This is a genomic window from Isoptericola hypogeus (assembly GCF_039531145.1).
Classification (GTDB): Bacteria; Actinomycetota; Actinomycetes; order Actinomycetales; family Cellulomonadaceae; genus Isoptericola; species Isoptericola hypogeus.
The window spans coordinates 1,869,252-1,893,977 of the sequence record NZ_BAAAPM010000003.1 but is presented as its reverse complement, the minus strand read 5'-3'; the positions used below and the strand labels follow the sequence as shown (position 1 = coordinate 1,893,977).

The window sequence follows — 24,726 nt, the reverse complement described above, 5'->3', positions numbered from 1 at the left end:
GGCCGACGGGCCGTGCCGCCGGAGGCCACCATCCGCTCGATGACGCGCCGCGTCACCTCGGGGGCGAGCAGCGCGTGCCCCGCCGCGACGGTGCGGATCGCGTCGACGAGCCGGTCGGCGTCGGAGTTCTTCAGCAGGAACCCGGACGCCCCGGCGTGCAGCGCGTCGTGCACGTACGCGTCGTCGTCGAACGTCGTGAGGACGAGCACCTTGGCCAGGTCCTCGGCGACGATGCGGCGCGTCGCCTCGATGCCGTCCATCACCGGCATCTGCACGTCCATGAGCACGACGTCGGGCCGCAGCGCCCGCGCCTGCTCGACGGCGGCGGCGCCGTCCGCTGCCTCCCCGACGACCGCGAGGTCGGGCTCCACCGAGCAGATCATCGCGAAGCCGGAGCGCACGAGCCGCTGGTCGTCGACCAGCAGCAGCCGCGTCGGCCCGACGGCGGCCGGGGGCGAGCCGGCGGCGGCCGGACGCGGACCGGCGCCGGGCGGACGCGGACCGTCGGCGGCCGGGCGCGGACCGTCGGCGGTCATGGGCGTTCCTCGGGCAGCGGCAGGCGCACCCGCACACGGTAGCCGCCGGTCACGCGCGGCCCGACGTCGGCCGCCCCGCCGTGCGTCGCCACCCGCTCGCGGATGCCGAGCAGCCCCATGCCAGTGCCCGACGACCCCGGGCGCGGCCGTCCGTCGTCGAGCACCTCGACCTCGGCGTAGCCGTACCGGAACCGGTCGGCGTCGGGCGAGCCGGGCTGCGCCGGGCGCCGGTCCACGCGCACCACGACGCTCGCCCGCCGCGCGGTGGAGTGCTTGCGCACGTTGCTCAGCGCCTCCTGCACGGTGCGGTAGAGGCTGAGCCCCACGGGCCCGGGGACGCCCGCGGCCGCGCCGTCCGGGTCCTCGACGACCCGCACCTCGACGTCCAGGCCGACGTCGAGGCCGACGCCCGGCCGGCCGCCGCCGGCGGCGCCCGCGAGCGCCGGGATGTCCGCCAGACCGGGCTCCGGGGCGCGGTGCGGCACGGCGTCGCCCCCCGCGCCGCCCTCGCCGGCACCCTGCCGGCCGGCCCCGGCCTCGCCCGCGCCGCCCTCGCCGGCACCCTGCCGGCCGGCCCCGGCCTCGCCCGCGCCGCCCTCGCCGGCACCCTGCCGGCCGGCCCCGGCCTCGCCCGCGCCGCCCTCGCCGGCACCCCGCCGGCCGGCCCCGCCCTCGCCCGCACCGCCGTCGTCGACGCCACGCAGCGTGCCGAGCAGCCCGCGCATCTGCGTGACGGCCTCGCGCGACTCGCCCTCGATGGTGGCGAGCGGCACGGCCGCAGCGTCCGGGTCGCGTGCCAGCAGCCGGCGCGCCGCGGCGGCCTGGATGCCGATGACCGAGACGTGGTGCGCGACGACGTCGTGCAGCTCGCGCGCGATGCGCAGCCGCTCGCTGACCACCGCGCGGCGCTGCAGCTCCGCCGTCTGCCGCTCGATCGTCTCCGCCTGCGCGGCGAGCTGCTCGCGCCGGCGGGCCGCGTGCCACATGAGCTGCCCGGCCACGACGGCGCCGTAGAAGTACGCGACGTTGACCAGCCAGTTGTAGGCCGTGTACGCGACGACGGGACTGACCAGTCCGGGGCGCTCGCCGCCCAGGCCCATCTGCTCGACGATGCCCTCGACCCCGGCACCGACGGCGAACTGCCACGCCAGCCAGCCGAACATCGCGAGCAGGGCGCCGCCGACGACGAGCGTCATCGCCTGCCTGTCCCGGGCCCACGCCACGGCGCTGAAGAGTGCCACGAAGTAGACGACCTGCAACGGCGCGAGAACCGTCACCATCGGGACGGTCAGTCCCACGACCAAGAAGTGCAGGTACACCACGGACAGCACCACCAGGGGGAACCGCCGGCGCCAGCCGAGCGGCGCGGCGCCCGCGGCCGCCAGCACGTACAGGAGCCAGGTCGGGGCGGGCTCGTCCTCGAAGAAGCCGATGCTGCGCCCCAGCTCCGTGCCCACCAGCGCGACGACGACGAACGCGGCGCCGAGCCACAGGTCGTTCCGGTAGGCGCGCGGCGGGTCGGCGGGCACGCGCTCCCAGCCGGAGTCGATCCCCCACCAGTCGGCCAGGCGTGCGGTCCATCCCTTGCTGGCCGGCACGAGCTCGGGCACGGTCTGTTGCGGCATCCGCCCAGCGTAGGAACCTCACCGGGGTGGGCGCCTCCGCCTGGAGGTGGAAGTGTGGGCCCATGGCCTACTGGATCTGCCGCACCTGCGCCGTCGAGCACGCCGACCGCCCCGACGTCTGCGCGATCTGCGCCGACGAGCGCCAATGGGTCCCGGCCTCCGGGCAGGCGTGGGCGACCCTCGACGAGCTCGCCGCCGAGGGCCACACCGTCGAGGTCACCGAGCTGGAGCCCGGGCTGCTCGCCCTGCACACCGCGCCGGGGGTGGGCATCGGGCAGCAGTCCAAGGTGGTGCGCACGACCGGTGGCGCGCTGCTGTGGGACCCGCTGGGCTTCGTGGACGACGCCGGGGTCGCGGCCGTCGTGGACGCGGCCGGTGGCGGGAATGTCGTGATCGCGGCCAGCCATCCGCACATGTTCGGGGTGCAGGTCGAGTGGAGCCGGCGGATCGCGGCGGCCACGGGCAAGGACGTCCCCGTGCTGGTCAGCGAGGCCGACGCCGCTTGGGTGGCGCGCCCCGACCCCGTGATCGCGACCTGGACGGGCGAGCGCGAGGTGCTGCCCGGCGTCGTGCTCAGCCAGCCGGGCGGCCACTTCCCCGGCTCGGCGGTGGCGCACTGGACCGACGGCGCCGACGGGCGCGGCGTGCTGCTGTCCGGCGACACGATCTTCGCCAACCCCGACCGCACCTCCGTGAGCTTCATGCGCAGCTACCCCAACCGGATCCCGTTGTCGGGCGCGGTCGTCACGCGGGTCGCGGAGCACGTCGCCCGGCGTCCGTTCGAGCGGCTCTACAACAACTTCGAGGGCGTCGTCCCGGCGGACGCCCGCGACGTCGTCCTCCGCTCGGCCCAGCGGCACGCCGCCTGGGTGCGCGGGGACTTCGACCACCTCACGTGACCCATCGCTGGTTGAGCCTGTCGAAGCCACGTCCCGGAATTCGACAGGGTCGACCAGCAGCCTCGTCGGTCGAGCCTGTCGAGACCACGAACCGGGTTTCGACAGGCTCAACCAGCGGCCGGGAGAATGGTGCGTATGGCAACCATCGTGACCGCGCGCCAACGCGCCCTCGGCGTGGGGCTGGCGATCGTCGCGGGGTTCGCCGCCGCGCTGCAGAGCCGCGTCAACGGCACCCTCGCCACGGACATCGGCAGCGCCTTCGTCGCCGCGTTCCTGTCGTTCAGCTCCGGCCTGGTGCTGCTGGTGGGTGCCCTCGCGGTCTCGCGGTCGGGCCGGGCCGCGGTGGCGCGGGTCCGGACCGGCCTGCGCGACGGCGGGCTGCGGTGGTGGGAGTGCCTCGGCGGGCTCGGCGGCGCGTTCTTCGTGATGTCCCAGGGCCTCACCGTCGACACGCTCGGCGTCGCCGTGTTCACGGTGGCGCTCGTGGCCGGGCAGTCGATCAGCTCGCTCGCCATCGACCGCTCCGGCCTCGCCCCCGGGGGCGTGCGCCCCGTGACGTTCGGGCGGGCGCTGGGGCCTGCGCTGACGGTGGCGGCGGTGCTCGTGGTCTCGGGCGCGGTGGGCACGACGACGGCCCTGTGGCTGGCCGTCCTGCCCCTGCTCGCGGGAGTGCTGCAGTCGTTCCAGCAGGCGCTCAACGGCAGGGTGCGGTCGGCGGTGCGGGTCGGGACGCCCGCCGGCGCCCGGACTTCGGTAGGTGGGGACGGCGGAGTGATCGCCGCGACCGTCGTGAGCTTCGTCGTGGGGACGGCGGCCCTGCTGGTCGTCATGGGGATCTCGCTGGCCGCCTCCGGCGCCCCCGCGAACGGCCTGCCGCCGGATCTCCTGCTGTACTCGGGCGGGCTGCTCGGCGTCACGTTCATCGCCCTGCAGGCGGCGGTGGTGCAGCGCATCGGCGTGCTGCTGCTCGGCCTCGGCATGATCGCCGGCCAGGTCGTCGGGGCGGTCGTGCTCGACGTCGTGGACCCCGGCGTCGCACCGCCCGGCACCGCGACCTACGTGGGCGCGGCCCTGACGCTCGTCGCCGTTGCGATCCCGCTGGCCGAAGGGGCGCTGCGCCGCCACCGCTGACACCCGGCCTGCGCCGGGGCGCGCGTCACAGCCACGGCCCGGCGTGTTGCGGCGCGACTACCACAGCGTTGCCGGTATGTTCGCCCGGGGCACGAATCGGTAACGATCGGCCGCCCCCGGGTCGATGTGGTCCAGGGCACGCATCGCGCGGCTATAGCCTCGCCGAACCGCGACCGTCCACCAGAGAGCCCCTACGACGTTGACCCGATATCTGCTGCGCCGCACCATGGGCTGGTTGCTCATGGTCGTGGCCGTCACGAATCTGACGTATTTCCTCGCCTGGTCGTTCCTCGATCCCCGCAGCAACTACGTGGGCCGACGGCCCCCGTTGAGCGAAGAGCAGATCGTCAACCTCCTCGAGCCCCGCAACCTCGACGACGGGACCCCCCTGCTCGTCCGGTGGTGGAACTGGTTCAGCGGGATCCTCTTCCACTGGGACTGGGGCGTGAGCCCCACCGGCCAGTCGGTCAACGAGCAGGTCGCCTACCGCATGTGGATCTCCGGCGAGCTGATGCTCGGCGCGACGATCCTCCTGACGGTGATCGGCATCGCGCTGGGCGTCTACAGCGCGTCGCGGCAGTACCGCCTCGGCGACCGCATCGCCCAGGGCACGTCGATCATCACGATGAACATCCCGATCGTGGTGGCCGCGCTCGGGCTCGTGCTGCTCGCCATCGCCTTCAACGGCGCCGTCGGCACCACGGTCTTCTACGTCACGGGGTCGTCGAGCCCCGGCGTGAGCGGGTTCTTCCCGACGCTCGTCGACACCGCCCAGCACATCGCGCTGCCCACCATCGCGCTCGTCCTGGTCGGCTACGCGCAGTACCACTTCCTGCAGCGGTCGCTGCTCCTGGACAACATCAAGTCCGACTACGTGCGCATGGCCCGGGCCAAGGGCCTGACCAAGCAGCAGGCGATCCGCAAGCACGCGCTGCGCACGTCGCTGATCCCCGTCACGACGCAGGTCGCCTTCTCGATCCCCGCCATCTTCACCGGCGCGGTGCTGACCGAGTCGATCTTCGCCTGGAAGGGCATGGGGCAGTACTTCATCGAGACGATCTCGAAGAACGACATCAACGGCGTCGTCGCGGTCGCGGCGTTCGGCGCCGTCATGACCGCCGTCGGCGCCATCCTGGCGGACATCGCGGTCGTCGTCCTCGATCCCCGAGTGCGGGTGAGCTGACATGGCAACCGATTCTTCTTCCACGCCCGACTCGATGGTCGACCCGCTGGAGAACGGCGACAACCCGCCCCCCGTCGAGGTGGCGGCCGCGGAGCGCAAGCGCCTCTCGAAGTGGCGGCTGTACAGCCGCCGGTTCGCCCGCAACCGCCCCGCCGTCGCGGGGGTCGTCATCTTCGTGCTGCTCGTCGCCTTCGCGCTGCTCGGCTCGCTGTTCGCCAAGTACGACCACGTCGAGCTCGACTTCCTCGCGCTGTCGGACCCGCCGAGCCCGGAGCACTGGTTCGGCACCAACAACGCCGGCAACGACCTCTACGCGATGGTCGTCGTCGGGCTGCAGCGCTCGCTGCTGATCGCGGTCGTGGTGGCCACGGGCACCACGATCCTGTCCGCCGTCATCGGCACCGCGGCCGCCTACTTCGGCGGGCGCATCGAGCGGGTCTCGCTGTTCGTCATCCACTTCCTGATGGTGGCCCCGACGTTCCTGCTGCTCGCGATGATGTCCAACGACTCCGGCGGTGACTGGAAGGTCATCGCCCTCGTCCTCATCCTGGTCAGCTGGTTCTTCCAGGCCCGCACCATCTGGACGCTGTCCCTCTCGCTGCGCGAGCGGGAGTTCGTCCACGCCGCGCGCTACATGGGCGTGCCGGGCCTGCGCATCGTGATGCGCCACATGATCCCCAACATCGGGTCGCTGCTGGTCATCAACTTCACGCTCGGCGTCGTGGGTGCCGTCATGGCCGAGACCGGCCTGTCGTTCCTCGGCTTCGGCGTCAAGCTGCCGGACGTCTCGCTCGGCTCCCTCATCGGCATCGGCGCCTCGAGCATCTCGAGCGCCCCGTGGATGTTCTACTTCCCCGCCGCCGCCCTGACGCTGCTGACCGTCTCCATGGCGCTCATCGCCGACGGCCTGCGCGACGCCCTCGATCCCACCTCCGCAGCGGGAGGCCGCGCATGACCACCCCCGTTCTCTCCGTCCGCGACCTCACCGTCAGCTTCCCGTCCGAGGCGGGCCGGGTCGACGCCGTGCGCGGGGTCTCGTTCGACCTCACCGAGGGGCGCACCCTCGGCATCGTGGGCGAGTCCGGCTCCGGCAAGTCCGTCACGTCGCTCGCCGTCATGGGCCTGCTCGACGAGAACGCCCGCATCGGCGGCTCGGTCCTCTTCCAGGGCGAGGAGCTGCTCGGCAAGAGCGACGCGCAGATGTCCAAGATCCGCGGCAACGGCATCGCGATGATCTTCCAGGACCCCCTCACGTCCCTGACGCCGGTGTTCACCGTCGGCGACCAGATCGTCGAGGCGCTCACGGTCCACAACTCGCGGATGTCGCGCCGTGAGGCGTGGGACCGGGCCGTGGAGCTGCTCCGGCTCGTCGGGATCCCCCGGCCGCAGGAGCGCGTGAAGTCGTTCCCGCACGAGTTCTCGGGTGGCATGCGCCAGCGCGTGGTCATCGCGATCGCGATGGCGAACAACCCGAAGCTCATCATCGCCGACGAGCCGACGACCGCCCTCGACGTCACCATCCAGGCGCAGATCCTCGACCTCATCAAGACCGCCCAGGCCGAGACCGGCGCCGCGGTCATGATGATCACCCACGACATGGGGGTCGTCGCGAACGTCGCCGACGACGTGATCGTGATGTACGCGGGCCGGCCCATCGAGCAGGCCCCGGTCGACGAGCTGTTCGCCGACACGCGCATGCCGTACTCCATCGGCCTGCTCGGCGCGATCCCCCGCGTCGACCAGGCGGAGAAGCAGCCGCTGGTGCCGATCAAGGGCAACCCGCCGCTGCTGGTCGACCTGCCGGACGCCTGCCCGTTCGTGGCCCGGTGCCCGATCGCGATCGACGCGTGCCGGACCGCCGAGCCCGCGCTCGTGGCGATCGACGGGCAGGACGACCACCGCGCCGCGTGCATCCGTGCCGAGGAGATCCGCGCGGGCCGCATCGACGGCGGCCCGGTCTACCCGGTGCCCGTCATCCCCACCTCGACGCTCGAGTCCGTGCCGCGGGACCTGCGCAAGCCCACGCTCGAGGTCGACAACCTCTCGAAGTCGTTCCCGCTGACCAAGGGCTCGTTCCGCAAGAAGAAGGTCGGCGAGGTGCACGCCGTCAAGGGCGTGAGCTTCGACATCCGCGAGGGCGAGACGATGGCGATCGTCGGCGAGTCCGGGTCGGGCAAGACCACCACGCTGCTGCAGATCATGGACTTCGCCCCGCAGGAGAATGGCGACATCCGGATCTCGGGCACCAGCGTCGGGGACATCAAGGGTGGCCGCGCCGAGCGTGAGGTGCGCCGCGACGTCCAGATCGTCTTCCAGGACCCGGTGGGCTCGCTCGACCCGCGCATGACCGTCTTCGACGTCATCGCCGAGCCCCTGCGCACCGTGGGCATGGCGTCGGCCGAGGTCGGCCCCCGGGTGGACGAGCTGATGGATCTCGTCGGTCTCGACCCCGCCCACAGCGACCGCTTCCCCGCGGCCTTCTCGGGCGGCCAGCGGCAGCGGATCGGCATCGCGCGGGCCCTGGCGACCAACCCGAAGCTGGTGGTGCTGGACGAGCCCGTGTCCGCGCTCGACGTGTCGGTGCAGGCGGGCGTCATCAACCTGCTCGACGAGCTCAAGGTCCGCCTGGGGCTGTCGTACCTCTTCGTCGCGCACGACCTGTCGGTCGTGCGGCACATCGCCGACCGCGTGGCCGTGATGTACCTCGGCAGCTTCGTCGAGCACGGCGACGTCGACGCGGTGTTCGACGACCCCCAGCACCCCTACACGCGGGCCCTGCTGTCCGCGATCCCCATCCCGGATCCCGTCAAGGAGCGCACCCGCGAGCACATCGTGCTCACGGGCGACCTCCCCAGCCCGACCGACACGATCCAGGGGTGCGCGTTCGTCACGCGGTGCCCGCTGTACCAGACGCTCGACGACGCCGAGAAGGTGCGCTGCGAGACGAAGGTCCCGGAGCTCACCGGCCGCACGGGCGTCCACGTGAACGCGTGCCACTACCGCTGACTTCCTTCCTTCCACGACGAACTCCAACCACGAGAAAGCGCCCACGAGGCGCGAAAGGAGCATCCATGAGGTTGCACAACCGACTGACGGGCAGTGTCGCCGTCGCCGGCGTGCTCGCCCTGGCCCTGACCGCCTGCGGCAGCGGCGACAACGGGGACGGGGGCAACGAGCCGACGGCCGAGGCCCAGACCGTCGAGGGCGCGGACTACAACCCGCAGCCCCGCGAGAACCTCGAGCAGGGCGGCGAGGTGACGTTCCCCATCGGTGAGATCACCCCGCAGATGAACGTCAACCACTCCGACGGCTCGGTCGACACCGCCCGGATCTGGGAGTGGTACAACCCGCAGACGATCCTCATGACGCCGGAGGGCGAGGCCGAGGCCAACCCCAACTACCTCACCGACTGGACCACCGAGGTCGTGGACGACAAGACCGTCGTCACCTACACGATCAACCCGGAGGCGGTCTGGAACGACGGCAGCCCGATCACCTGGAAGTCGTACGAGCAGACCTGGATCTCCAACCGCTCGGTCGACGAGGGCTACGTGCCGAACTCGACCGACGGCTACTCGCTGGTCGAGTCGGTGAAGCAGGGTGAGGACGAGCGCCAGGCGGTCGTCACGTTCAAGCAGGTCTACCCCTGGACCGACGGCCTGTTCTGGCACATCCTCAACCCGGCCGTCGACTCGCCCAAGGTCTTCAACGAGGGCTACATCGAGGAGGCGCACCCCGAGTGGGGCGCCGGCCCGTACAAGATCGACGAGTTCGACGTCAACGGCGGCGTCATCACGTTCGTGCCGAACGACAAGTGGTGGGGCGACGCCCCGCTGCTCGACAAGGTCACGTACCGGGTCCTCGACTCGGTCGCCGCGGTGAACGCGTTCCAGAACGGTGAGGTCGACCTCGTCGAGAACCTCACCGCCGACAACCTGGAGCAGCTCGCCGACGTCGAGGGCGCCGCGACCTACCGCGCCCAGCGTGCCGCGACGAACCTCATCCAGATCAACGCGGAGCGCCCGCAGTTCGCGGACCTCACCGTGCGCGAGGCGATCTTCAAGGCGATCAACCGCGACCAGGTCAAGGAGGTCATGTGGAACGGCCTCAACTACACCGAGCCTGAGGTCGGTTCGCTGAACCTGTACCCGTTCCAGGAGGGCTACGTCGACGCGCTCGCCGAGGCCGGCTGGTCGTTCGACGTCGAGGCGGCCAACGCGCTCCTCGACGAGGCCGGCTGGGCCCTGAACGGCGACGTGCGGGAGAAGGACGGGCAGAAGCTCGAGGGCCGGATGCCGATCTTCGGCGACGACCCGATCGTCGAGGCCCGCGCCAAGGTGCTGCAGGCGCAGCTCGCCGAGATCGGCTTCGCGCTCGAGATCGACAAGCGCCCCGAGAGCGACTTCTCCACCGTGGTCACCACGAAGGACTGGGACCTCATCACCATGGGCTTCTCGTCCAGCGACCCGTACGGCGTGGCGTACATGTGCCAGCTGTACTGCTCGGACAGCGGCCTGAACCTGTCCGGGACCAGCACCAAGGCGATCGACAAGCGGATCGCCGACGAGGTGTCGGCGCTGCCCACGGCCGAGGAGCAGAACGAGGCCGGCATGAAGCTCGAGGCGGAGATCATCGCCGAGACCTGGGGCGTCCTGCCGCTGTACAACGGTCCGTGGATCGGGATGGCCGCGGAGGGCCTCGCCAACCTCACGCCGGAGACCTACACCGGTCTCGACCTCTTCGGCCTGCAGCCGGTGGAGAACGTGGGCTGGGAGAAGGGCGCCGCGGCGTCCGAGTGACCCGCGCCTGCTGAGAAGCACTCACGCCGGTCGAGCCTGTCGAGACCCCAACCGGGTCTCGACAGGCTCGACCGGCGTTTGCGCAGGCTCGACCCTTCGACAGGCTCAGGACGGCGCCGGCGGGACCGAGCCGCACTACCTCGTCAGGCGGCGGGACGACGGCGCAGGAAGCGCCAGGCGAGGCCGAACAGCAGCGTGAAGAGCACGGCGAAGACGAGCATCGTGAGCCGGTAGGCGTCGACGTAGGCCTCCTGGGAGGCGGCGACGACCTGGTCGAACAGGTCGTTGTCGCGCGCCCAGGCAGGGACCTCGTCGTCCGAGAACCAGCCGACGACCATGCTCTGCTGCGCGGGGGTCAGGCCGAGCTCGGCGAGCCTGTCGGACAGCCCCCGCCCCAGGCCCGCGTAGAGGAACGTGGAGCTGAGCGCGGAGGCGAGCGCGAACGACGCCTGCCCGATGGCGGGCTTGCTCGCGACCGTGGCGCCCACCAGGTCGGGCGGCGGTACCTCCACGAAGAACTCCCCCGCGGCGGTCTCCGTGAGCATCCGGGAGAAGCCGCCCAGCACGAGCGAGACGGCGAACACCCAGTACGGCGTCGACGACCCGCCCAGCACGAACAGGTACATCGAGATCGCGACGCCGGCCAGGCCCAGCAGCACGAGGGTCTGCGGCCGCCGCCCGCGCGCCGCGAGCCGCCCGGCGGCGAACGCGCCGAGCACCATCGCGAGCGACGCCGGGAGCTGCCCGAGGGTCACGTCCAGCGGGGTGTACCGGTACACGTACTGCCACAGCAGCGAGAGCTGCAGCACCATGACGGCCTGCCACATGTTGAACGACACGTCGGCCGTCAGCGCCCCCGCGAGGTTGCGGTCCTTGAACAGGTGCACGGGCAGCGCGGGCTCGTCGTGGTGGGTCTCCCACCACAGGAACGCCACGAGGGCGGCCACGCCGAGCAGCACCGGCACGAGGACGCGCGCCGTCAGCCACCCGTTGGAGGCGTCGCTGACCCCCCAGATGATCCCGACGAGCGCGACCGCGACGAGCAGCAGCCCCACCGGGTCGGCCTTGCGCCGGTGCACCGCCCTGGACCGCGGCACGAAGACCATGTTCAGCACGAACGCCAGCGCGCCCACGACCGGCACGACGAGGTACCCGAGGCGCCAGTCCACGCCGATCAGCCAGCCGCCGAGGATGGTCAGCGGCAGGGTGAACCCCACCTGGCCGGTGAAGTACAGGGACATGGCGCTCGGGATGTGGTCCGGCGCCACCGTGCGGATGAGCGCCATCGACAGCGCGAGCGTCCCGGCCAGCCCGATGCCGCTGATCACGCGGCCCGTGAGGTACACGCCGAAGCCGGGCGCCATCGCCGTCACGACGCCGCCGACCACCAGCGCCACCGCGCACCACATCAGCGTCAGACGGCGGCCGTACCGGTCGCCGATCGTCCCGATCGTGAGGATGGACGCCGCCAGGGCCAGCGTGGCCGCCGACGCGGCGATCGACCGCTGCGTCGCCGACATGCCGAACTCCGCCGCCGCGGACGCGATCGCCGTGTTGTGCAGCGACACGTCGGCCGCCTGGGCGACCCCCGCCACCGTCAGGGCCAGGATCGCCAGGCCCGGCCGCCGGGCGACGCCGTCGGGCAGCCCGCCGGTCGTCGTCCCGCCCGCGTTCCCCGCCGGAGCGCCGGTTCCGGACGGGCCGGACGGGAGGCTCACGACGCCTCGTGGACCGTGACGCCGCGCTTGATCGTGCGCAGCACCTGGATGTCGCGGATGTCGTCGACCGGCACGTCCAGCGGGTTGGCGCTGAGCACGGCCAGGTCGGCGAGCTTGCCCACCTCGATCGACCCGCGGTCGCCCTCGGTGCGGTGCTCGTAGGCGGCGTCGATCGTCAGGGAGCGCAGCCCCTCGAGCGGCGAGATGCGCTCGGCCTCGCCCAGCACCACACCACCCGTCGAGCGGCGCACCACCGACGTCCACAGGAGCTGGAGCGGGTTGATCGGGGTGATCGGGTAGTCCGAGTGGTTGGTGGGCCGCAGGCCCCGGTCGATCGCCGACCGCATCGGCGAGATCCCGAACGCCCGATCCTCACCGAAGTTGCGCACGTGCGTGTCGCCGAAGATCAGGCAGTGGATGGTGAACATCGAGGGCTCGAACCCCTCGGCGACGTACTCGTCGAGCTGGTCGAGGCGCATCACCTGCGAGTGGATCGGGACGGTGCGCCCGGGCGGGGTGGCGCCCGCCGCCTTCGCCGCCCGGTGCGACGCGAGGAGCTGGTCGATGGCCGCGTCACCGTTGCAGTGTGCGAACACCTGCACACCGTGGCGGTAGGCCGTCGTCACGATCGCGTCGGAGTCGGCCTGCGTGATGTTCTGGATCCCGTGCCAGTGGGCCTCGCCGCCCGGGCCGCCGGTGAGGTACTCCTCGGTGACGTTCGCCGTCTTGCCCTGCGGCGAGCCGTCGAGGATGAGCTTGACGCCCTGCACGGTGTGCCCGTTCGAGTCGACCTTGTCGGGCGCGAACCAGCCCTGCTCCAGCGCCTCGTCGAGCTCGCTGAACAGCACGAGGGAGCGCACGTCCACCGGGAGGTCGGCCCCGTCGGCCAACGCCCGGATCGCCCGGATCTGCTCGACCGTCGCCGCGCCGTCCTGCACCGTGGTGACGCCCCAGCGTGCGTACTCGCGCATCATCGCCAGGAGCGCCTCGTCGTCGGTGTCCATCATCGTGAACATGAGCGGCATCCAGGCGTTCTCCCAGAGCACGCCGTTGGGCTTGCGCGTGCCCGGGTAGCGCACCACCGTGCCGCCCTCGGGGTCGTCGCAGCCGTCCACGTAGCCGTGCGCCTCGAGGACGCGGGTGTTGGCCACGCCCCCGTGCCCGGAGACGTGCACGACGCAGACCTGGTGGTCCGGGAACTCCCGGTCCAGGAGGTCCGCCGTCACGGCGCCGTCGTCGTCCATCTCGTCGGGGTAGTACCCCCAGCCGAGCAGCAGCCCGCCGGCCGGCGTCCGGTTCTTCTCCAGGTTCTCGTGCAGCTTGCGGACGACGTCGTCCACCGTGCGGGTGCCGCCGACGGGCGGCGTGTGCAGCGCGGCGTGCCGCACGTACGGCGCGCCCATGGACACGTGGCTGTGCGGGTCGATGAAGCCGGGGACGACGGTCTTCCCGCCGAGGTCGACCACCTCGGTGCCGGGCGCGGCGAGGGCGCCGATCTCGGCGGCCGACCCGACGGCCGTGATGGTGCCGTCCGTGACGGCCACCGCCTCGGCGAGGGTGCCGGCGTCGTCCACCGTGATCACGGTGGCGTTGGTGAGGATCAGGTCGGGCGTGCTCATGCGTGTTCTCCTGCGGCTCGGGGTGTCGGCTCGGGCGGCTCAGCCCTGGGCGGTGGTGTCGCCGTCGGCGAGGGCGGCGGGCCGCCCGTCGAGCGTCAGCGGGCCGTCGACCAGGCGGCCCGCCTTGCGGTCGCGGTTCGCCTTGGCGAAGAGCAGCGTGCTGATGACGGCGAAGAACGCGAGGAAGCCCGCGATGATGAACATCGTCCCGTTGAACGAGCTCAGGAAGACCTCGGACGCCTCGTCGATGACGCGCTGCACGACGGCCGGGTCGTAGTCCGACATGTCACCGCCGGAGATGTACTGCTGGATCATCCCGGTGTACTGCCCCTGCTGGGCGGGCTCCACGTTGGCGTCGGCGAACGCCTCGGCGATGCCCCGCCCATACTGGCCGAACAGGAACGTCGAGGACAGGGCCGTGCCGAGCGCGAAGCTCGTCTGCCCGATGGCGGTCTTGGACGACGCCATCGCGCCCGTCAGCGCGGGCGGCGGCTTGGCGACGAAGAACTGGCCCATCGTGGTCTCGTTGAGCATGCGGGCGAACCCGCCGACGATCATGGGGATCGCGAAGAAGATGTAGGGCGACGTCGTCGTCGAGAAGCCGAACATCACCATCGTCCCGATGAGCAGCACGTGCCCGACGATGAGGTTCGCCGACGCCGGGATGCCCTTCGACAGCAGGCGCCCGGCGATGACGGCGCCGACCACCATCGCGAGGCTCATCGGCAGCTGGCCGAGGCTGACCTGCAGCGGCGTGTACTGGTAGACGTACTGCCACAGCATGGACAGCTGGATCATCACCACGGCCTGCCACATGTTGAACGAGAAGCCGACCGCGACCGAGCCGGCGAGCTCCGGGTCCCTGAACAGCTTGACGGGGAACGCGGGGCTGGAGATCCGCCCCTCCCACCAGATGAACAGGACCAGGAAGACGAGGCCGATCAGCACGGGCACGAGCACCTGTGTCGAGCCCCAGCCGTAGGTGGAGGCGTTCGACAGGCCGTAGATGAGGCCGATGAGCGCGACGGCGATGGAGGCGAGCCCGAGGTAGTCGAACGGGCCGACGCTGTCCGCCTTCGCCTCCGGCAGGCCGCGCAGGCACATGAGGAAGGCGAGGACGGCCACGATGGGCATCGTGAGGTAGCCGAACCGCCAGCCGAAGCCCGCCATCCAGCCCGCGACCACGCCCAGCACCAGCGCGGCCGCCGTCTGCCCGGCGAGCCAGAACGCGACCGCCTTGGGGATGGCGTCGGGCAGCACCTCGCGCAGCAGCGCGAAGCTCAGTCCGAAGCTCGCGGCGATGCCGATCCCGGTGATCCCGCGGCCGAGGATGAAGATCGCGGTGGTGGGCGCGATCGCGGTGATCACGCCGCCGGCGATCGCGGTGAGCAGGCCCAGCAGCATGATGCGGCGCCGGCCCAGCCGGTCGCCCAGCGCCCCGGTCGTGAGGATGAACGCCGCGAGCGCGAGCGTCCCGACGCTGGCCGCGAACGCGCGCCCGGAGCTGGTCATCTCCAGGTCGACGCTCGCGCCGACGATGGCGATGTTGTTCGCCGTCGGGTCGACCACCTGCAGGCAGGAGGCCGCGGTGAGCGCGATCAGCGCCGCCGTCGTGCCTTTCGTGTGCCCTGCGACCTGCGTACTCATCCCGGAACCCCTCCGCTCGTGACCGCACGGCACCCGCTGGGCTCAACGTAAGCGCGCCCGCGGGGAAGCGCGCGCGGAACGGTCGCCCGGGCCGGCCGGCGACCCACGACGACGGCGGCCGGCCACCCGCGAGGGGTGACCGGCCGCCGTCGTACCGCTGCTACCGGCCTCTGCTACCGGCCGGGCTCAGCGGCTCAGAACTTCTCCTGCATCTGCGGGTTCAGCGACTTGAGGTTCGTCTTGGCCCGCCCGTCGATCGAGTCGTCGATGTCGAACGTGTCGAAACCGATCCCCAGGTCGTTCGAGTAGGCGTAGCCGTTGTACCAGTAGGTGGACCAGGTGCCACCGCTGGAGACGCCCGCGCCGCGGTCGAACCAGGCGAGCTCGGTCGGGTTGGACGAGTCGGTGAAGTCGTACACCGAGACGCCGCCCTGGTACCAGGACTGGACCATGAGGTCCTTGCCCTTGACGGGGATCAGCGAGCCGTTGTGGGCCACGCAGTTCTCCGTGCTGTCGTTGATGCGCGGGATCTTGTAGTAGCTCTTGAACACGAGCTCCTTGGTGTTCTTCCCCCCGTGCTTCCGGACCTTCTCGATGTCGTAGATGCCGTTGGCGCCGAGCTCCGGGGCGAACTCGCCGGTGCAGGTCGCCAGGCCGCCGCCACCGAGCTCGTCGGTGAAGACGACCTTGGACGCGTCGTTGTTGAACGTGGCCGAGTGCCAGAACGCGAAGTTCTCGGTGTCGCGGACCGTGCTGATCACCTTGGGGTGGGCGCGGTCCTTGATGTCCATCAGGATGCCGTCACCCATGCAGGCACCGGCGGCGAGGTCGTACTTCGCGTAGGTGGTGATGTCGTGGCAGCCGGACGTCGCCGAGGCGCTGCGGGAGGGGTCACCCCCGTAGCCACCGTCCTTCGGGAAGAGGTTCGGCGTGGCGACCAGCTCGGCGGCCGCCGGGTCCTTCACCGGGATCTTCACGATCGAGATGACGTCGTGCGGCGGCTGGCAGTCGGGGAACGACGAGCTCGGGCTGTACGACGAGACGTAGACGTACAGGTCCTTGCCGTTCTTGGTGGGCGCCAACGAGTGGGTGTGGGAGCCGCACGCCGTCTCGACCGACTTGACGTACCGGGGCTCGAGCGGGTCGGAGATGTCCCAGACCTTGATGCCCTCCCAGGCGTCCTTCTGGGTCGCGGGGCGGGTCGTCGAGGCACAGGAGTCGTCGCTGCGCGACGAGTCGGTGGAGAGCACCAGGACGTCGTCGTAGACGGAGATGTCGTTCTGCGAACCGGGGCAGTACACCTGCAGCGCCTGGACCGGCTCCTCGGGGTCGGACAGGTCGTAGACGGTGAAGCCGTCGTAGTTGCCCGCGAAGGCGTACTTGCCCTGGAAGGCGATGTCGGAGCCGGTGCCCTGCAGGGCACCGTTCTTCGGGTTGTTGCTCAGGTGCGTGATGTTCGACGACGCCACCTCGCCCGGCGGGACGTCGGGATCGGCAGCGTCGGAAGCGGAAGCGGGGGCCGCGAGCCCCAGCACTCCGGCCGTCAGGGTCAGCGAGAGAGCGACGCCGGCGGCGCTCCTCAGCCGTGAACTTCTCATCCGTGAACTCAGGGTTGGACGACGCACAGGCGCCACACCTCCTTGTTGGGTCACACTGAGTGTCGTCTGGAAGCATCCTCCTAGCCAGGTGCCCAGGCATCTTTTTACGCGGTGGCAACAAGCTCGGGAGAGGATCTTCAGGTGAGCACAGACTCCGGCAGCCGTCGCACGAACGGTCATCGCACCGTCGTGACCTGGGCATTCGTGCTCGCCGTGGGGCTCACCGCGGGGTGCACCGCCGAGGCGCCCGAGGCCACCTCGACGCCGTCGTCGGCCGTCCTCGCGCCGGGGAAGCCCGGCGAGCCCGCCCGGACGATCGCTCCCGAGGACTACGAGGGCATGGGCGGCGCCGACGTGGTCACCGACGCCGACGCCGACTTCATGACGCGGATGATCGGCCACCACGCCCAGGCCGTGGAGATGGCGCAGCTGGTCCCCGGCCGGTCGACGTCCGAGCAGATCGCCAAGTTCGCCGAGCGCATCCGCCTGACGCAGGAGGGCGAGATCCAGTACATGAGCCGCTGGCTCACCGACCAGGGCCTCCCGGTGCCCGCGGTGGCCTCGCCGTCGCAGGCGGCGTCGTCGGACGGGAGCGGGCCGCGCGCTCCGGAGGCCCACGACCACGACTCCATGCCCGGCATGCTGACCGACGCCGAGATGGCGGCCCTGGCGGACGCCGACGGCACCGAGTTCGACCGGCTGTTCCTCGAGGGCATGATCACGCACCACGGGGGTGCCCTGGAGATGGTCGACGAGGTCAGCTCCGCCGGGCGGGACGAGACGGTCCAGGAGTTCGCCGGGAACGTGGCGGCCGACCAGATCGCGGAGATCGACCGGATGTCCCAGCTGCTCGACGAGCTGTGATCCGGCCTGATGGTTGAGCTTGTCGAAACCCGCTCCGTGGTCTCGACGAGCTCGACCGACGGTGTCACGGGGCGGTGACGAAGACGTCGAAGAGCTCGGGGTGGTGGCCGTGCACCAGCACGGCGAAGACCACCAGGTCGAAGAGCAGGTGCACCGCCACGACGTAGCTGAGGCTCTTGTACCGGCTGAAGATCCAGCCCTGCACCAGCGCGAACGGCACGGTGAGCAGCGGTCCCCACTCGCGGTAGCCGAGCTCCCACAGGAACGACACGAAGACGACGGCCTGCAGCAGGTTGGCCGTCGTCACCCCGAAGTGCCGGCGCAGCAGCGCGAACACGGTGCACACGAAGAACAGCTCGTCCCAGATGCCCACGGCGTTGACGCCGACGAACAGCCGCGCGATGTCGTTCCCGCCCTCCAGCGGCGGCCAGTTGAGGTACGCGCCGGACCCGAGGAAGTACCACGGCAGCACCAGGTAGCCCACGACCACGACGACCGCGAGGTACACCCACTGCCCGGCCGACCAGCGCCGTCCGGTGCCCACCGGGAACTGCACGACCCCTGCGCCGCCGGTCCCCCCTGAGCCTGTCGAAGGGTCGTCCCGGAACAGGTACCGCGACGCTGCCCACGGCACCAGCACCGCCAGGGACAGCACGACGGCGAACCGTGTCATCCCGGCGTCGGACAGGTCCGCCTCGAGCGAGATGGTCGAGATGATGCCCAGCGACACGGCGATCAGCGCCAGGTCGCGGCCCAGCCGGCGGTCGACGGCGAGCCCCAGCGCGACGCCCGCGACCAGCGGGACGTACGCGAGCGGGCGCACGTGCACCGCGAACAACAGCACCGCCGACGCCGACACGAGCGCCGCCGCGAGGAGCCGCATCGCGGTCCGCCACGTCGGGGAGGGCGCCGGCCTGCGGGGGGTGATGTTCATCGTGAGGTGACGATATCGGTTCGCCGCGTGGGAGAATCCGCGAGTGATCGCGGGTCAGGGGGCGCAGCGCCGACGCTCCGGTACCGCGCCGTGATCTCGCCGAGCACCGCCGACCTCCTCGAGGAGGCGGGCCTGGCACGACCCGTCGCCGACGAGTCGTTCGACCGGTTCGCCCGGCTCGTGCAGCGTCACCTCGGGGTGCCGACGGCGCTCGTCACGATCGTCCTGCCCGACTCCCAGGTCTACCCCGGCGCGCGCGGGCTGCCCGAGCCCTACCAGGCGACCCGGCGCACCACCCTGGCCGATCCGCTGTGCGGGGAGACCATCAGCCGGGGACGCCGCCTGGTCGTCTCCGACCTGCGCGCCGACCCTCGCCTCTCGCGCACCGCGACCGTCACGGAGCTGGGGATGGCCGCGTACGCCGGCTACCCGATCTTCGACCGCCACGGCACCGCCGTCGGCACGGTGTGCGCCCTGGACCAGCAGCCGCGGAGCTGGAGCGCGTCCGACCTCGCGACCCTCGCCGACCTCGCCGCGGCGTGCACCGCCGAGCTGCGGCTGCGGCTGGAGCGCCGGCGCGCCCACCGCATCCAGCAGGTCGCCGTGAACGCCACCCGGCGCACCCGGCTGCTCCTCGACCTCACGGAACGGTTCGCGGGCGCGACCACGCTCGAGGAGATCATCGAGGCGGTCCGCGCGTCCGCGTCCGGCATCGGCACCATGTGGGCAGGGATGGCGCTCACCGACGCCTCGGGCACCGCGCTGACCCTGGTCGAGCGGGAGGGCACGTACCCGCACCTCGCCCGGCACTGGCCGCTCGTCCAGCCGGCGGTGGCAGCGGTGACCCGCGCCCGCCGCCCGACGTTCTTCCGCGACGGGGCCGCGGTGCTGCGCAAGCTGCCGGCGTTCGCGCCGTGGGTCGACGAGTCGATGGGCGGGATGGCGTTCCTGCCCCTCGTGTCCCACGACCGGCTGCTCGGCCTCCTCGCCCTGCTGTGGCGCGGGCCGCACGACCACGACGACGAGAGCCGTCGCACCGCCGTCGCGCTCGGGACGGGCGTGACCCAGGCGCTGGCCCGCGTCCGCGTGCTCGACGAGCGGCACCGGGTGGCGGCCACCCTCCAGGCGGCGATGCTCACGGACCTGCCGTCGGTGCCGTACCTCGACCTGGCGACCACGTACGCCACCGCGACCCGGACCGACCAGGTCGGCGGCGACTGGTACGACGCCGTCGTACGCGACGCCCGCTCCAGCGTGCTGATGATCGGCGACGTCACCGGGCACGACATGCAGGCCGCCGCCCGGATGGGACAGCTGCGGTCGATGCTGCGCACCCTCGTGTGGCGCCAGGACGCGCCGCCCGCCCGGCTCCTGCGCGAGCTCGACCAGGCCAACCGGGGCCTGGGGCTCGCGGCGAGCGGCACGGCCCTCGTCGCGCGGCTCGACCGGTCGGACGACGGCGGCTGCCGCCTGCGCTGGGCGAGCGCCGGGCACCCGCGGCCCGTCGTGATCCGCGCCGACGGCCGGGTCGAGGAGCTGCCCGGGCGCCCGGACCTCATCCTCGGCGTCGACCCGACGACGGCGCGTCGGGACCACGCAGCCGCCCTGCGCCCGGGCGACACGCTGCTGCTCTACACCGACGGTCTGGTCGAGTCCCGGACCGTCAGCTACGCCACCCGCCTGACCGAGCTGCGCGAGGCGCTGGCCGACCTCGCGGGCTGCCCGACGGCCGATCTCCCCCGTCTGCTGGTCGACCGCCTCGTGCGCACCGAGCAGCACGACGACGTCGCCGTGCTCGCCGCCCGGGTGCGCTGACGGCCGCCCGGACGACCTCGCCGGATCGGGCGCTACCGCGCCGGCTCGGGCACGACCTCGGCGGATCGGGTCCTCCCTCGGCGGGAGCGCCACAGCGGCCAGGCCACGGCGCCGCCGACGACTCCCGCGACGACGACGAGCAGCGCCCAGGGCACGGCCCAGCCGGCGGCCTCCCCGGTCGCGGTGGTCGCCCCGCCGCCACCGACGCCGACGACGAGGCCGTCGACGCGCACGTCGGCGGCCACCCGGAACGTGGGCCGCACGCCGTCCACCTCGACGGTGCGCCGTACGACGGCGCCCGGCAGCAGCTCCTCCTGGGCCTCGCCGACCGTGCGCGCCTCCGCGCCGGCAGGGCCGGTGAGCCGCACCGCCTCGGTCGGCACGACCCGCGCGTTGCCGGTGTTGGTCAGGGTGTACGTCACGGTCGCGCTCGACGCGCCGACCGGGTTGGCGGTGGGGTGCACCGCCACGTCGACGTCCGACACGGTCAGCCCGGGGGCGAGCGCGCCGCCGACGCGGGCGTGCACGCGCAGCGCGAGGCGGCGGTCCACGCTCAGCGCGCCGTCGCCCGTCTGCTGGCGCAGCGACGTGACGACGCCGCCCGCGTGGTCGCCGGGCGCGGCGTCGTCGGGCACGCGCACCGTGAAGGGGACGTCGACCGACCCGCCCGGGTCGATCGACACGGTGCCGCCACCGCGGCCGGTGTCGAGGCTCAGCCAGGAGCCCAGGTCGGCGGGCGGCTGGTCCGCGGGCAGCAGGTCGAGGTGGCCGCTCGCGGTGGTCAGCGCATCCGTGCCGTAGACGGCGAGCTCGAGGGGCGTCGTCGAGCGGTTGGTGACGACGAGCACGTCCTCGACCCGCTCCCCGGGCTCGACGGCGTACGCGTAGTTGGCGCGCCCGGTCCCCTGCTTCCCATCCTTCGGGGCGAGGGACCAGGTGAGGTCGTCGGCCGCGGCGGGTGCCGCGGAGGCGGGCACGGCCGAGGGCGAGGGCGCGGCGAGGGCTGTCTCCGCCGGGGCGACGGCGAGGGCCGCCGCGCCGGCCGTGAGGACGGCCGCCGCCGCGGCGCGCGCTGCTCGCGGCAGCGCGCTCGGCGGCGACGGGCGGTGGTGCTTGCTGCTCACGTCGGGCTCAGCCCAGCGCCGTGAGGGTCAGCACGCCGGTGTAGTCGCCCGCGGGGGTGTCCAGCGGGATGCTCAGGTCGAGCCCCGCGTCCACGGCCACGGAGCCGGCCGCGTGGCCCGCGGGGGCCCAGGCGAGCGTCGCGCCGCCCTTGAGCCCGGAGCCGACGCCGGCCGCCACCTCGGCACCGGCGACCGCGCCGCCGGTGTTCGCGCTCACCGCGGGGCTCCACCCGAGGGCCGAGCCCGAGAACGACCGGCCGCCCGCGAAGAAGTCCGTGACCGTGCCGGTGACGTTCCACGCCGGGCTGCCCGCGCGGGTGTCCGTGACGGTGACCCGGTGCAGGTCGCCGGCCGCGGTGAACGCGGCGTCGCCCTGCGTGGCGGTGCCGAGGCTGACCGCGCCGCCGCCGGCGACGGTCCAGGTGAACTCGCCCGGCTCCGGATCGACCGGGCCGCCGTCGTCCTCCGGCACGGTGACCTCGACGTCGACGTTCTCGCCGTCGCCGCCGGCCGCGGTGAACCCGACGGGCGCGGCGAGCTCCTGCGCCGCGTTGGCGGCCGCGCCGCCGGCCGCGTAGGTGTAGACGCCGTAGACGCCGCCCGCGGTGTCGTCGGTCCGCACGTCGAGGTCGGCCGTGAACGTGCCGTCCGGGTTCAGCAGCACGAGCTGGCCGGCGACGTTCGGGAACTCGTTCTTCACCTGCGTGTACGACGGCTCGGGCAGGGCCCACTTCTGGCTGACGACCTTGCGCGCCGACGACGCCACGCCGTCCGACGGGCGCCAGTCCTCGGCGAACCTGCCGAACACGACGTAGATGCCGGTCGGCTGGCCGGCCGTGACCGGCTGCCGGGTCGAGACGTTGGCGGCCGGGTCGAAGCCGGAGCCGGTCACCGTCACGGTGCCGGTCTCGGCCGGGTCGAAGCCGTCCTGCTGCGACAGCCCGACGGCGGGCGTCCACGTCTGGGCGGCCTCGGCGACGGCGGCCGTGAGGACCAGGTCGTCCAGCGGGTCGCCGGCCGCGTACAGCGGCAGGGCGGCGGCGCCGTCCGCGGTGGTGGTCAGCCCGGTGAGGGACACCGACAGCGTGTCGCCGTCGAGCGTGGCGTCGACGCCGGACCCGGTGGCGAACTCCACGTCCTCGCCGCCGTAGGTGCCGGCCTTCCAGTCGCCGAAGTCGCCGGTCACCTCAGCGGTGACGTCCGCGACGACGGTCGCGGTCCCGCCCGAGACCTCGACCGCGACGTTCTCCATCACGATCTCGAAGTAGTGCGACGGGAAGTGCAGGGCCGCCCCGCCGGCCGAGGTGACGGTGAAGTCGTCCGTCGAGGTGAACTCGCCCCCCGTCACGGGCAGCACCCACGGCAGCGTCTCGTTCGGCGTCGACGTGTTCGTGGTCGACGCCGGGGTGGCGGACTCGTCGAACGCTCCCGGTGCGATCAGGGTGATGCGCTCCCCGACGGGGACGGCGCCGATGGGCGGGAGCGCCGCCGTCTGGTTGCCGACATAGCGGCGGAAGCTCTCCTTGTAGCCCCAGGAGACGCTCCCGGAGTCGGCGACGACGTCGCGGGGCCCGGCGGCCTGCGCGGTCGCGGCCGCGGCGATCCCGGCGCCGAGCGCGGTGCTCGTCACCAGGGCGAGCACCCCGAGCCCTGGCGCCAGGCGACTGCGCCGGGCCCTGCTGATGGTGGTGGACATGCTGTCTTCCGATCGTTCGGTGGGAGAGGAAGGGGTGGGGGTCTGTGGGGCGGCGCCGGGGCGCGGCCCGTGGCCGGCTAGCCGCGGAACGGCAGCACGAGCCAGCGCTTGCGGAAGCCGACGACGGCTGCCGACGCGGTGAGCGCCAGCCCGGCGCCGAGGAGGGCGACGGTGTCGCCGTCCTCGCCGAGGCGATCCAGGAGGTCGGGGACCAGCGGGTCCGCGCCGCGGCCGAAGGTCTCGGCCGCGACGGCGGTGAAGGCCGCCGCCGCGGCGCCGGGCGTGGCCGCGGTCGGCGCCGGCCCGAGGCCGCGGGCCGCGGCGCCGAGGCCGGTCCCGGCGAGGTCGCCGTCGGTCGTCCCGGCCCCGCCGGTGCCGCCGCCCGTGGTCCCGGGGTTCCCGGGGGTGCCGGGGCCCGTCGTCGGGGTCGCGTCGCCCCCACCGCCGGGCGGCCCGGGGCTGCCCGCGCTGCCGACGCTCCGCGTGGCGTCGTAGCTGACCGAGACGCCGGTCGGCTCCTTCCGCCGGTCGGCGGCGCCGCCGGAGGAGTACCAGTACGACGACTGGCCGGTGCGCTGGTGGAAGTCGACGAAGTCCTGCGGGAACGAGCCCCAGCACGGCGCGGTGCCGGGGTCCCGGTCCTGGGGCTCGCCGCCCGTGGGGACCTCGACCGCGACGCCGCAGTAGTCGGGCATCAGGACCCCGCCGCGAGCGGACGTGCGGCTCCAGCCGGAGAACGTCGCCAGCGTGATCGGGGTGGGGCGCACCCGCTCCCACTTCGACATGTCGTCCCGGCTGGTGGCGTAGCCGCCGCCGGTGGCCGTGAGCGTGCCGTCGCCGTCCGCGTCGAGCCGCAGCACCGGGTCGGCCGCCCACCAGTAGGTGTAGCCGCCGTAGAAGACGACGGTGAAGGTGCCCTTCCAGCGGACGACGAGCGAGCCGTCGGGCCCGCGCTCGCCGCGCCCGCCCGAGATCGCGACCTCCTGCGCGGTGGTCAGGCCGTTGCCGGTGGTCACCTTCGCGCCGTTCGGCGCGTCGCACCGGGTCGCGTAGGTCGCCTGCTCCTGGGTCGCGGAGCCCCCGGTGCCGACGGTGCGCAGGACCCGGACGGCGCCGGCCTTCGCGTGGTACAGGTCGGCGTCGGCCGCGCCCTCCCACGGGCGGCCCTCGCCGGCGTTGCCGCCGTCGCCCGGGGTCCCGGCCATGAGGAAGTTGCACCCGCCGTAGTACGCCGCGGAGATCGCCTCGGTGTTGAGGCCCCAGCGGAGCTCCGCGTTCGTCAGGGCGGCGGGCCCGCCGTCGCCTCCGCCCTCGGCGAGCTCGGGGACCGTGACCGTGACGTCGATCTCGGGGTCGCCGGACGACGGCGGCACGTCGTCCGCCGCGAACGCCGGGGCCGCGGCGGGCAGCGCAAGGAGGGCGGCCACCGCACCGACGACGAGCCTCTGGCGCACGGGGCGGGCGCTCACGCGTCCTCCTGAGTCGTGGTCGGACCGGGTAGCTCGTCGGCCTCGGCGGCTTCGGGCGCGGCGGCTTCG

Annotated in this window: 18 protein-coding genes; 8 read left to right on the top strand and 10 right to left on the bottom strand. The window is 72.7% G+C overall.

Annotated features, from left to right (window positions below; genetic code table 11):
* Nucleotides 1-536 (bottom strand): response regulator (locus tag ABD254_RS10750; RefSeq protein ID WP_425553713.1); only part of this gene is annotated, 536 nt, incomplete at its 3' end.
* Nucleotides 533-2,161 (bottom strand): sensor histidine kinase, encoded by a 1,629-nt coding sequence (locus ABD254_RS10745; protein ID WP_344248346.1) that lies wholly within the window; start codon nucleotides 2,159-2,161, stop codon nucleotides 533-535. The genes ABD254_RS10750 and ABD254_RS10745, both read right to left, overlap by 4 nt.
* 62 nt (nucleotides 2,162-2,223) lie before the next feature.
* Between ABD254_RS10745 and ABD254_RS10740 the strand changes: the two genes are divergently transcribed.
* The 6 genes from ABD254_RS10740 (at nucleotide 2,224) to ABD254_RS10715 (ending at nucleotide 10,173) form a co-directional block, all read left to right on the top strand.
* The gene (locus ABD254_RS10740; RefSeq protein ID WP_344248345.1) at nucleotides 2,224-3,060 is read left to right on the top strand and encodes an MBL fold metallo-hydrolase; all 837 of its coding nucleotides are present in this window, start codon (nucleotides 2,224-2,226) and stop codon (nucleotides 3,058-3,060) included.
* A 135-nt stretch (nucleotides 3,061-3,195) separates the two neighbouring features.
* On the top strand, nucleotides 3,196-4,191 hold the full coding sequence (locus ABD254_RS10735) for a DMT family transporter (RefSeq protein WP_344248344.1): 996 nt from the start codon (nucleotides 3,196-3,198) through the stop codon (nucleotides 4,189-4,191).
* A gap of 199 nt (nucleotides 4,192-4,390) precedes the next feature.
* Nucleotides 4,391-5,374, top strand: coding sequence for an ABC transporter permease (locus tag ABD254_RS10730; RefSeq protein ID WP_344248343.1), 984 nt, complete (start codon nucleotides 4,391-4,393; stop codon nucleotides 5,372-5,374).
* A gap of 1 nt (nucleotide 5,375) precedes the next feature.
* On the top strand, nucleotides 5,376-6,329 hold the full coding sequence (locus tag ABD254_RS10725) for an ABC transporter permease (RefSeq protein ID WP_344248342.1): 954 nt from the start codon (nucleotides 5,376-5,378) through the stop codon (nucleotides 6,327-6,329).
* Nucleotides 6,326-8,380 carry an ABC transporter ATP-binding protein gene (locus ABD254_RS10720; RefSeq protein ID WP_344248341.1) on the top strand — a complete coding sequence of 685 codons (2,055 nt, stop codon included), beginning with the start codon at nucleotides 6,326-6,328 and terminating at the stop codon, nucleotides 8,378-8,380. The genes ABD254_RS10725 and ABD254_RS10720 overlap by 4 nt, the downstream gene beginning before the upstream one ends.
* A gap of 65 nt (nucleotides 8,381-8,445) precedes the next feature.
* Entirely contained in the window at nucleotides 8,446-10,173 is a 1,728-nt protein-coding gene (locus tag ABD254_RS10715) for an ABC transporter family substrate-binding protein (protein WP_344248340.1), read from the top strand.
* 143 nt (nucleotides 10,174-10,316) lie between these two features.
* Here ABD254_RS10715 and ABD254_RS10710 read toward each other — a convergent pair whose 3' ends face one another.
* The 4 genes from ABD254_RS10710 to ABD254_RS10695 form a co-directional block, all read right to left on the bottom strand.
* Nucleotides 10,317-11,891, bottom strand: a complete 1,575-nt coding sequence (locus ABD254_RS10710; RefSeq protein ID WP_344248339.1) for an MFS transporter — start codon at nucleotides 11,889-11,891, stop codon at nucleotides 10,317-10,319.
* On the bottom strand, nucleotides 11,888-13,510 hold the full coding sequence (locus tag ABD254_RS10705; protein ID WP_344248338.1) for an amidohydrolase: 1,623 nt from the start codon (nucleotides 13,508-13,510) through the stop codon (nucleotides 11,888-11,890). The genes ABD254_RS10710 and ABD254_RS10705 overlap by 4 nt, the downstream gene beginning before the upstream one ends.
* 39 nt (nucleotides 13,511-13,549) lie before the next feature.
* Entirely contained in the window at nucleotides 13,550-15,157 is a 1,608-nt protein-coding gene (locus tag ABD254_RS10700) for an MFS transporter (RefSeq protein WP_344248337.1), read from the bottom strand.
* Between the two features lie 194 nt (nucleotides 15,158-15,351).
* Nucleotides 15,352-16,755 (bottom strand): LVIVD repeat-containing protein, encoded by a 1,404-nt coding sequence (locus tag ABD254_RS10695; protein WP_344248336.1) that lies wholly within the window; start codon nucleotides 16,753-16,755, stop codon nucleotides 15,352-15,354.
* Nucleotides 16,756-16,896: 141 nt separating this feature from the next.
* Here ABD254_RS10695 and ABD254_RS10690 point away from each other — a divergent pair, with 141 nt between their 5' ends.
* Nucleotides 16,897-17,619 carry a DUF305 domain-containing protein gene (locus tag ABD254_RS10690; RefSeq protein WP_344248335.1) on the top strand — a complete coding sequence of 241 codons (723 nt, stop codon included), beginning with the start codon at nucleotides 16,897-16,899 and terminating at the stop codon, nucleotides 17,617-17,619.
* 64 nt (nucleotides 17,620-17,683) lie between these two features.
* On the opposite strand, the gene ABD254_RS10685 is transcribed toward ABD254_RS10690, so the two are convergent.
* Nucleotides 17,684-18,553 (bottom strand): CPBP family intramembrane glutamic endopeptidase, encoded by an 870-nt coding sequence (locus ABD254_RS10685; RefSeq protein WP_344248334.1) that lies wholly within the window; start codon nucleotides 18,551-18,553, stop codon nucleotides 17,684-17,686.
* A 90-nt stretch (nucleotides 18,554-18,643) separates the two neighbouring features.
* Between ABD254_RS10685 and ABD254_RS10680 the strand changes: the two genes are divergently transcribed.
* A complete protein-coding gene (locus ABD254_RS10680) occupies nucleotides 18,644-20,368 on the top strand; it encodes a GAF domain-containing SpoIIE family protein phosphatase (protein WP_344248333.1) in 1,725 nt (574 codons plus the stop codon).
* A 32-nt stretch (nucleotides 20,369-20,400) separates the two neighbouring features.
* Here the strand turns inward: ABD254_RS10680 and ABD254_RS10675 are convergent, their stop codons facing one another.
* The 3 genes from ABD254_RS10675 to ABD254_RS10665 form a co-directional block, all read right to left on the bottom strand.
* Nucleotides 20,401-21,492 (bottom strand): WxL protein peptidoglycan domain-containing protein, encoded by a 1,092-nt coding sequence (locus ABD254_RS10675; protein WP_344248332.1) that lies wholly within the window; start codon nucleotides 21,490-21,492, stop codon nucleotides 20,401-20,403.
* Between the two features lie 7 nt (nucleotides 21,493-21,499).
* Nucleotides 21,500-23,188 (bottom strand): HtaA domain-containing protein, encoded by a 1,689-nt coding sequence (locus tag ABD254_RS10670; RefSeq protein WP_344248331.1) that lies wholly within the window; start codon nucleotides 23,186-23,188, stop codon nucleotides 21,500-21,502.
* Between the two features lie 77 nt (nucleotides 23,189-23,265).
* Entirely contained in the window at nucleotides 23,266-24,657 is a 1,392-nt protein-coding gene (locus ABD254_RS10665; protein ID WP_344248330.1) for a hypothetical protein, read from the bottom strand.
* Nucleotides 24,658-24,726: the final 69 nt, after the last annotated feature.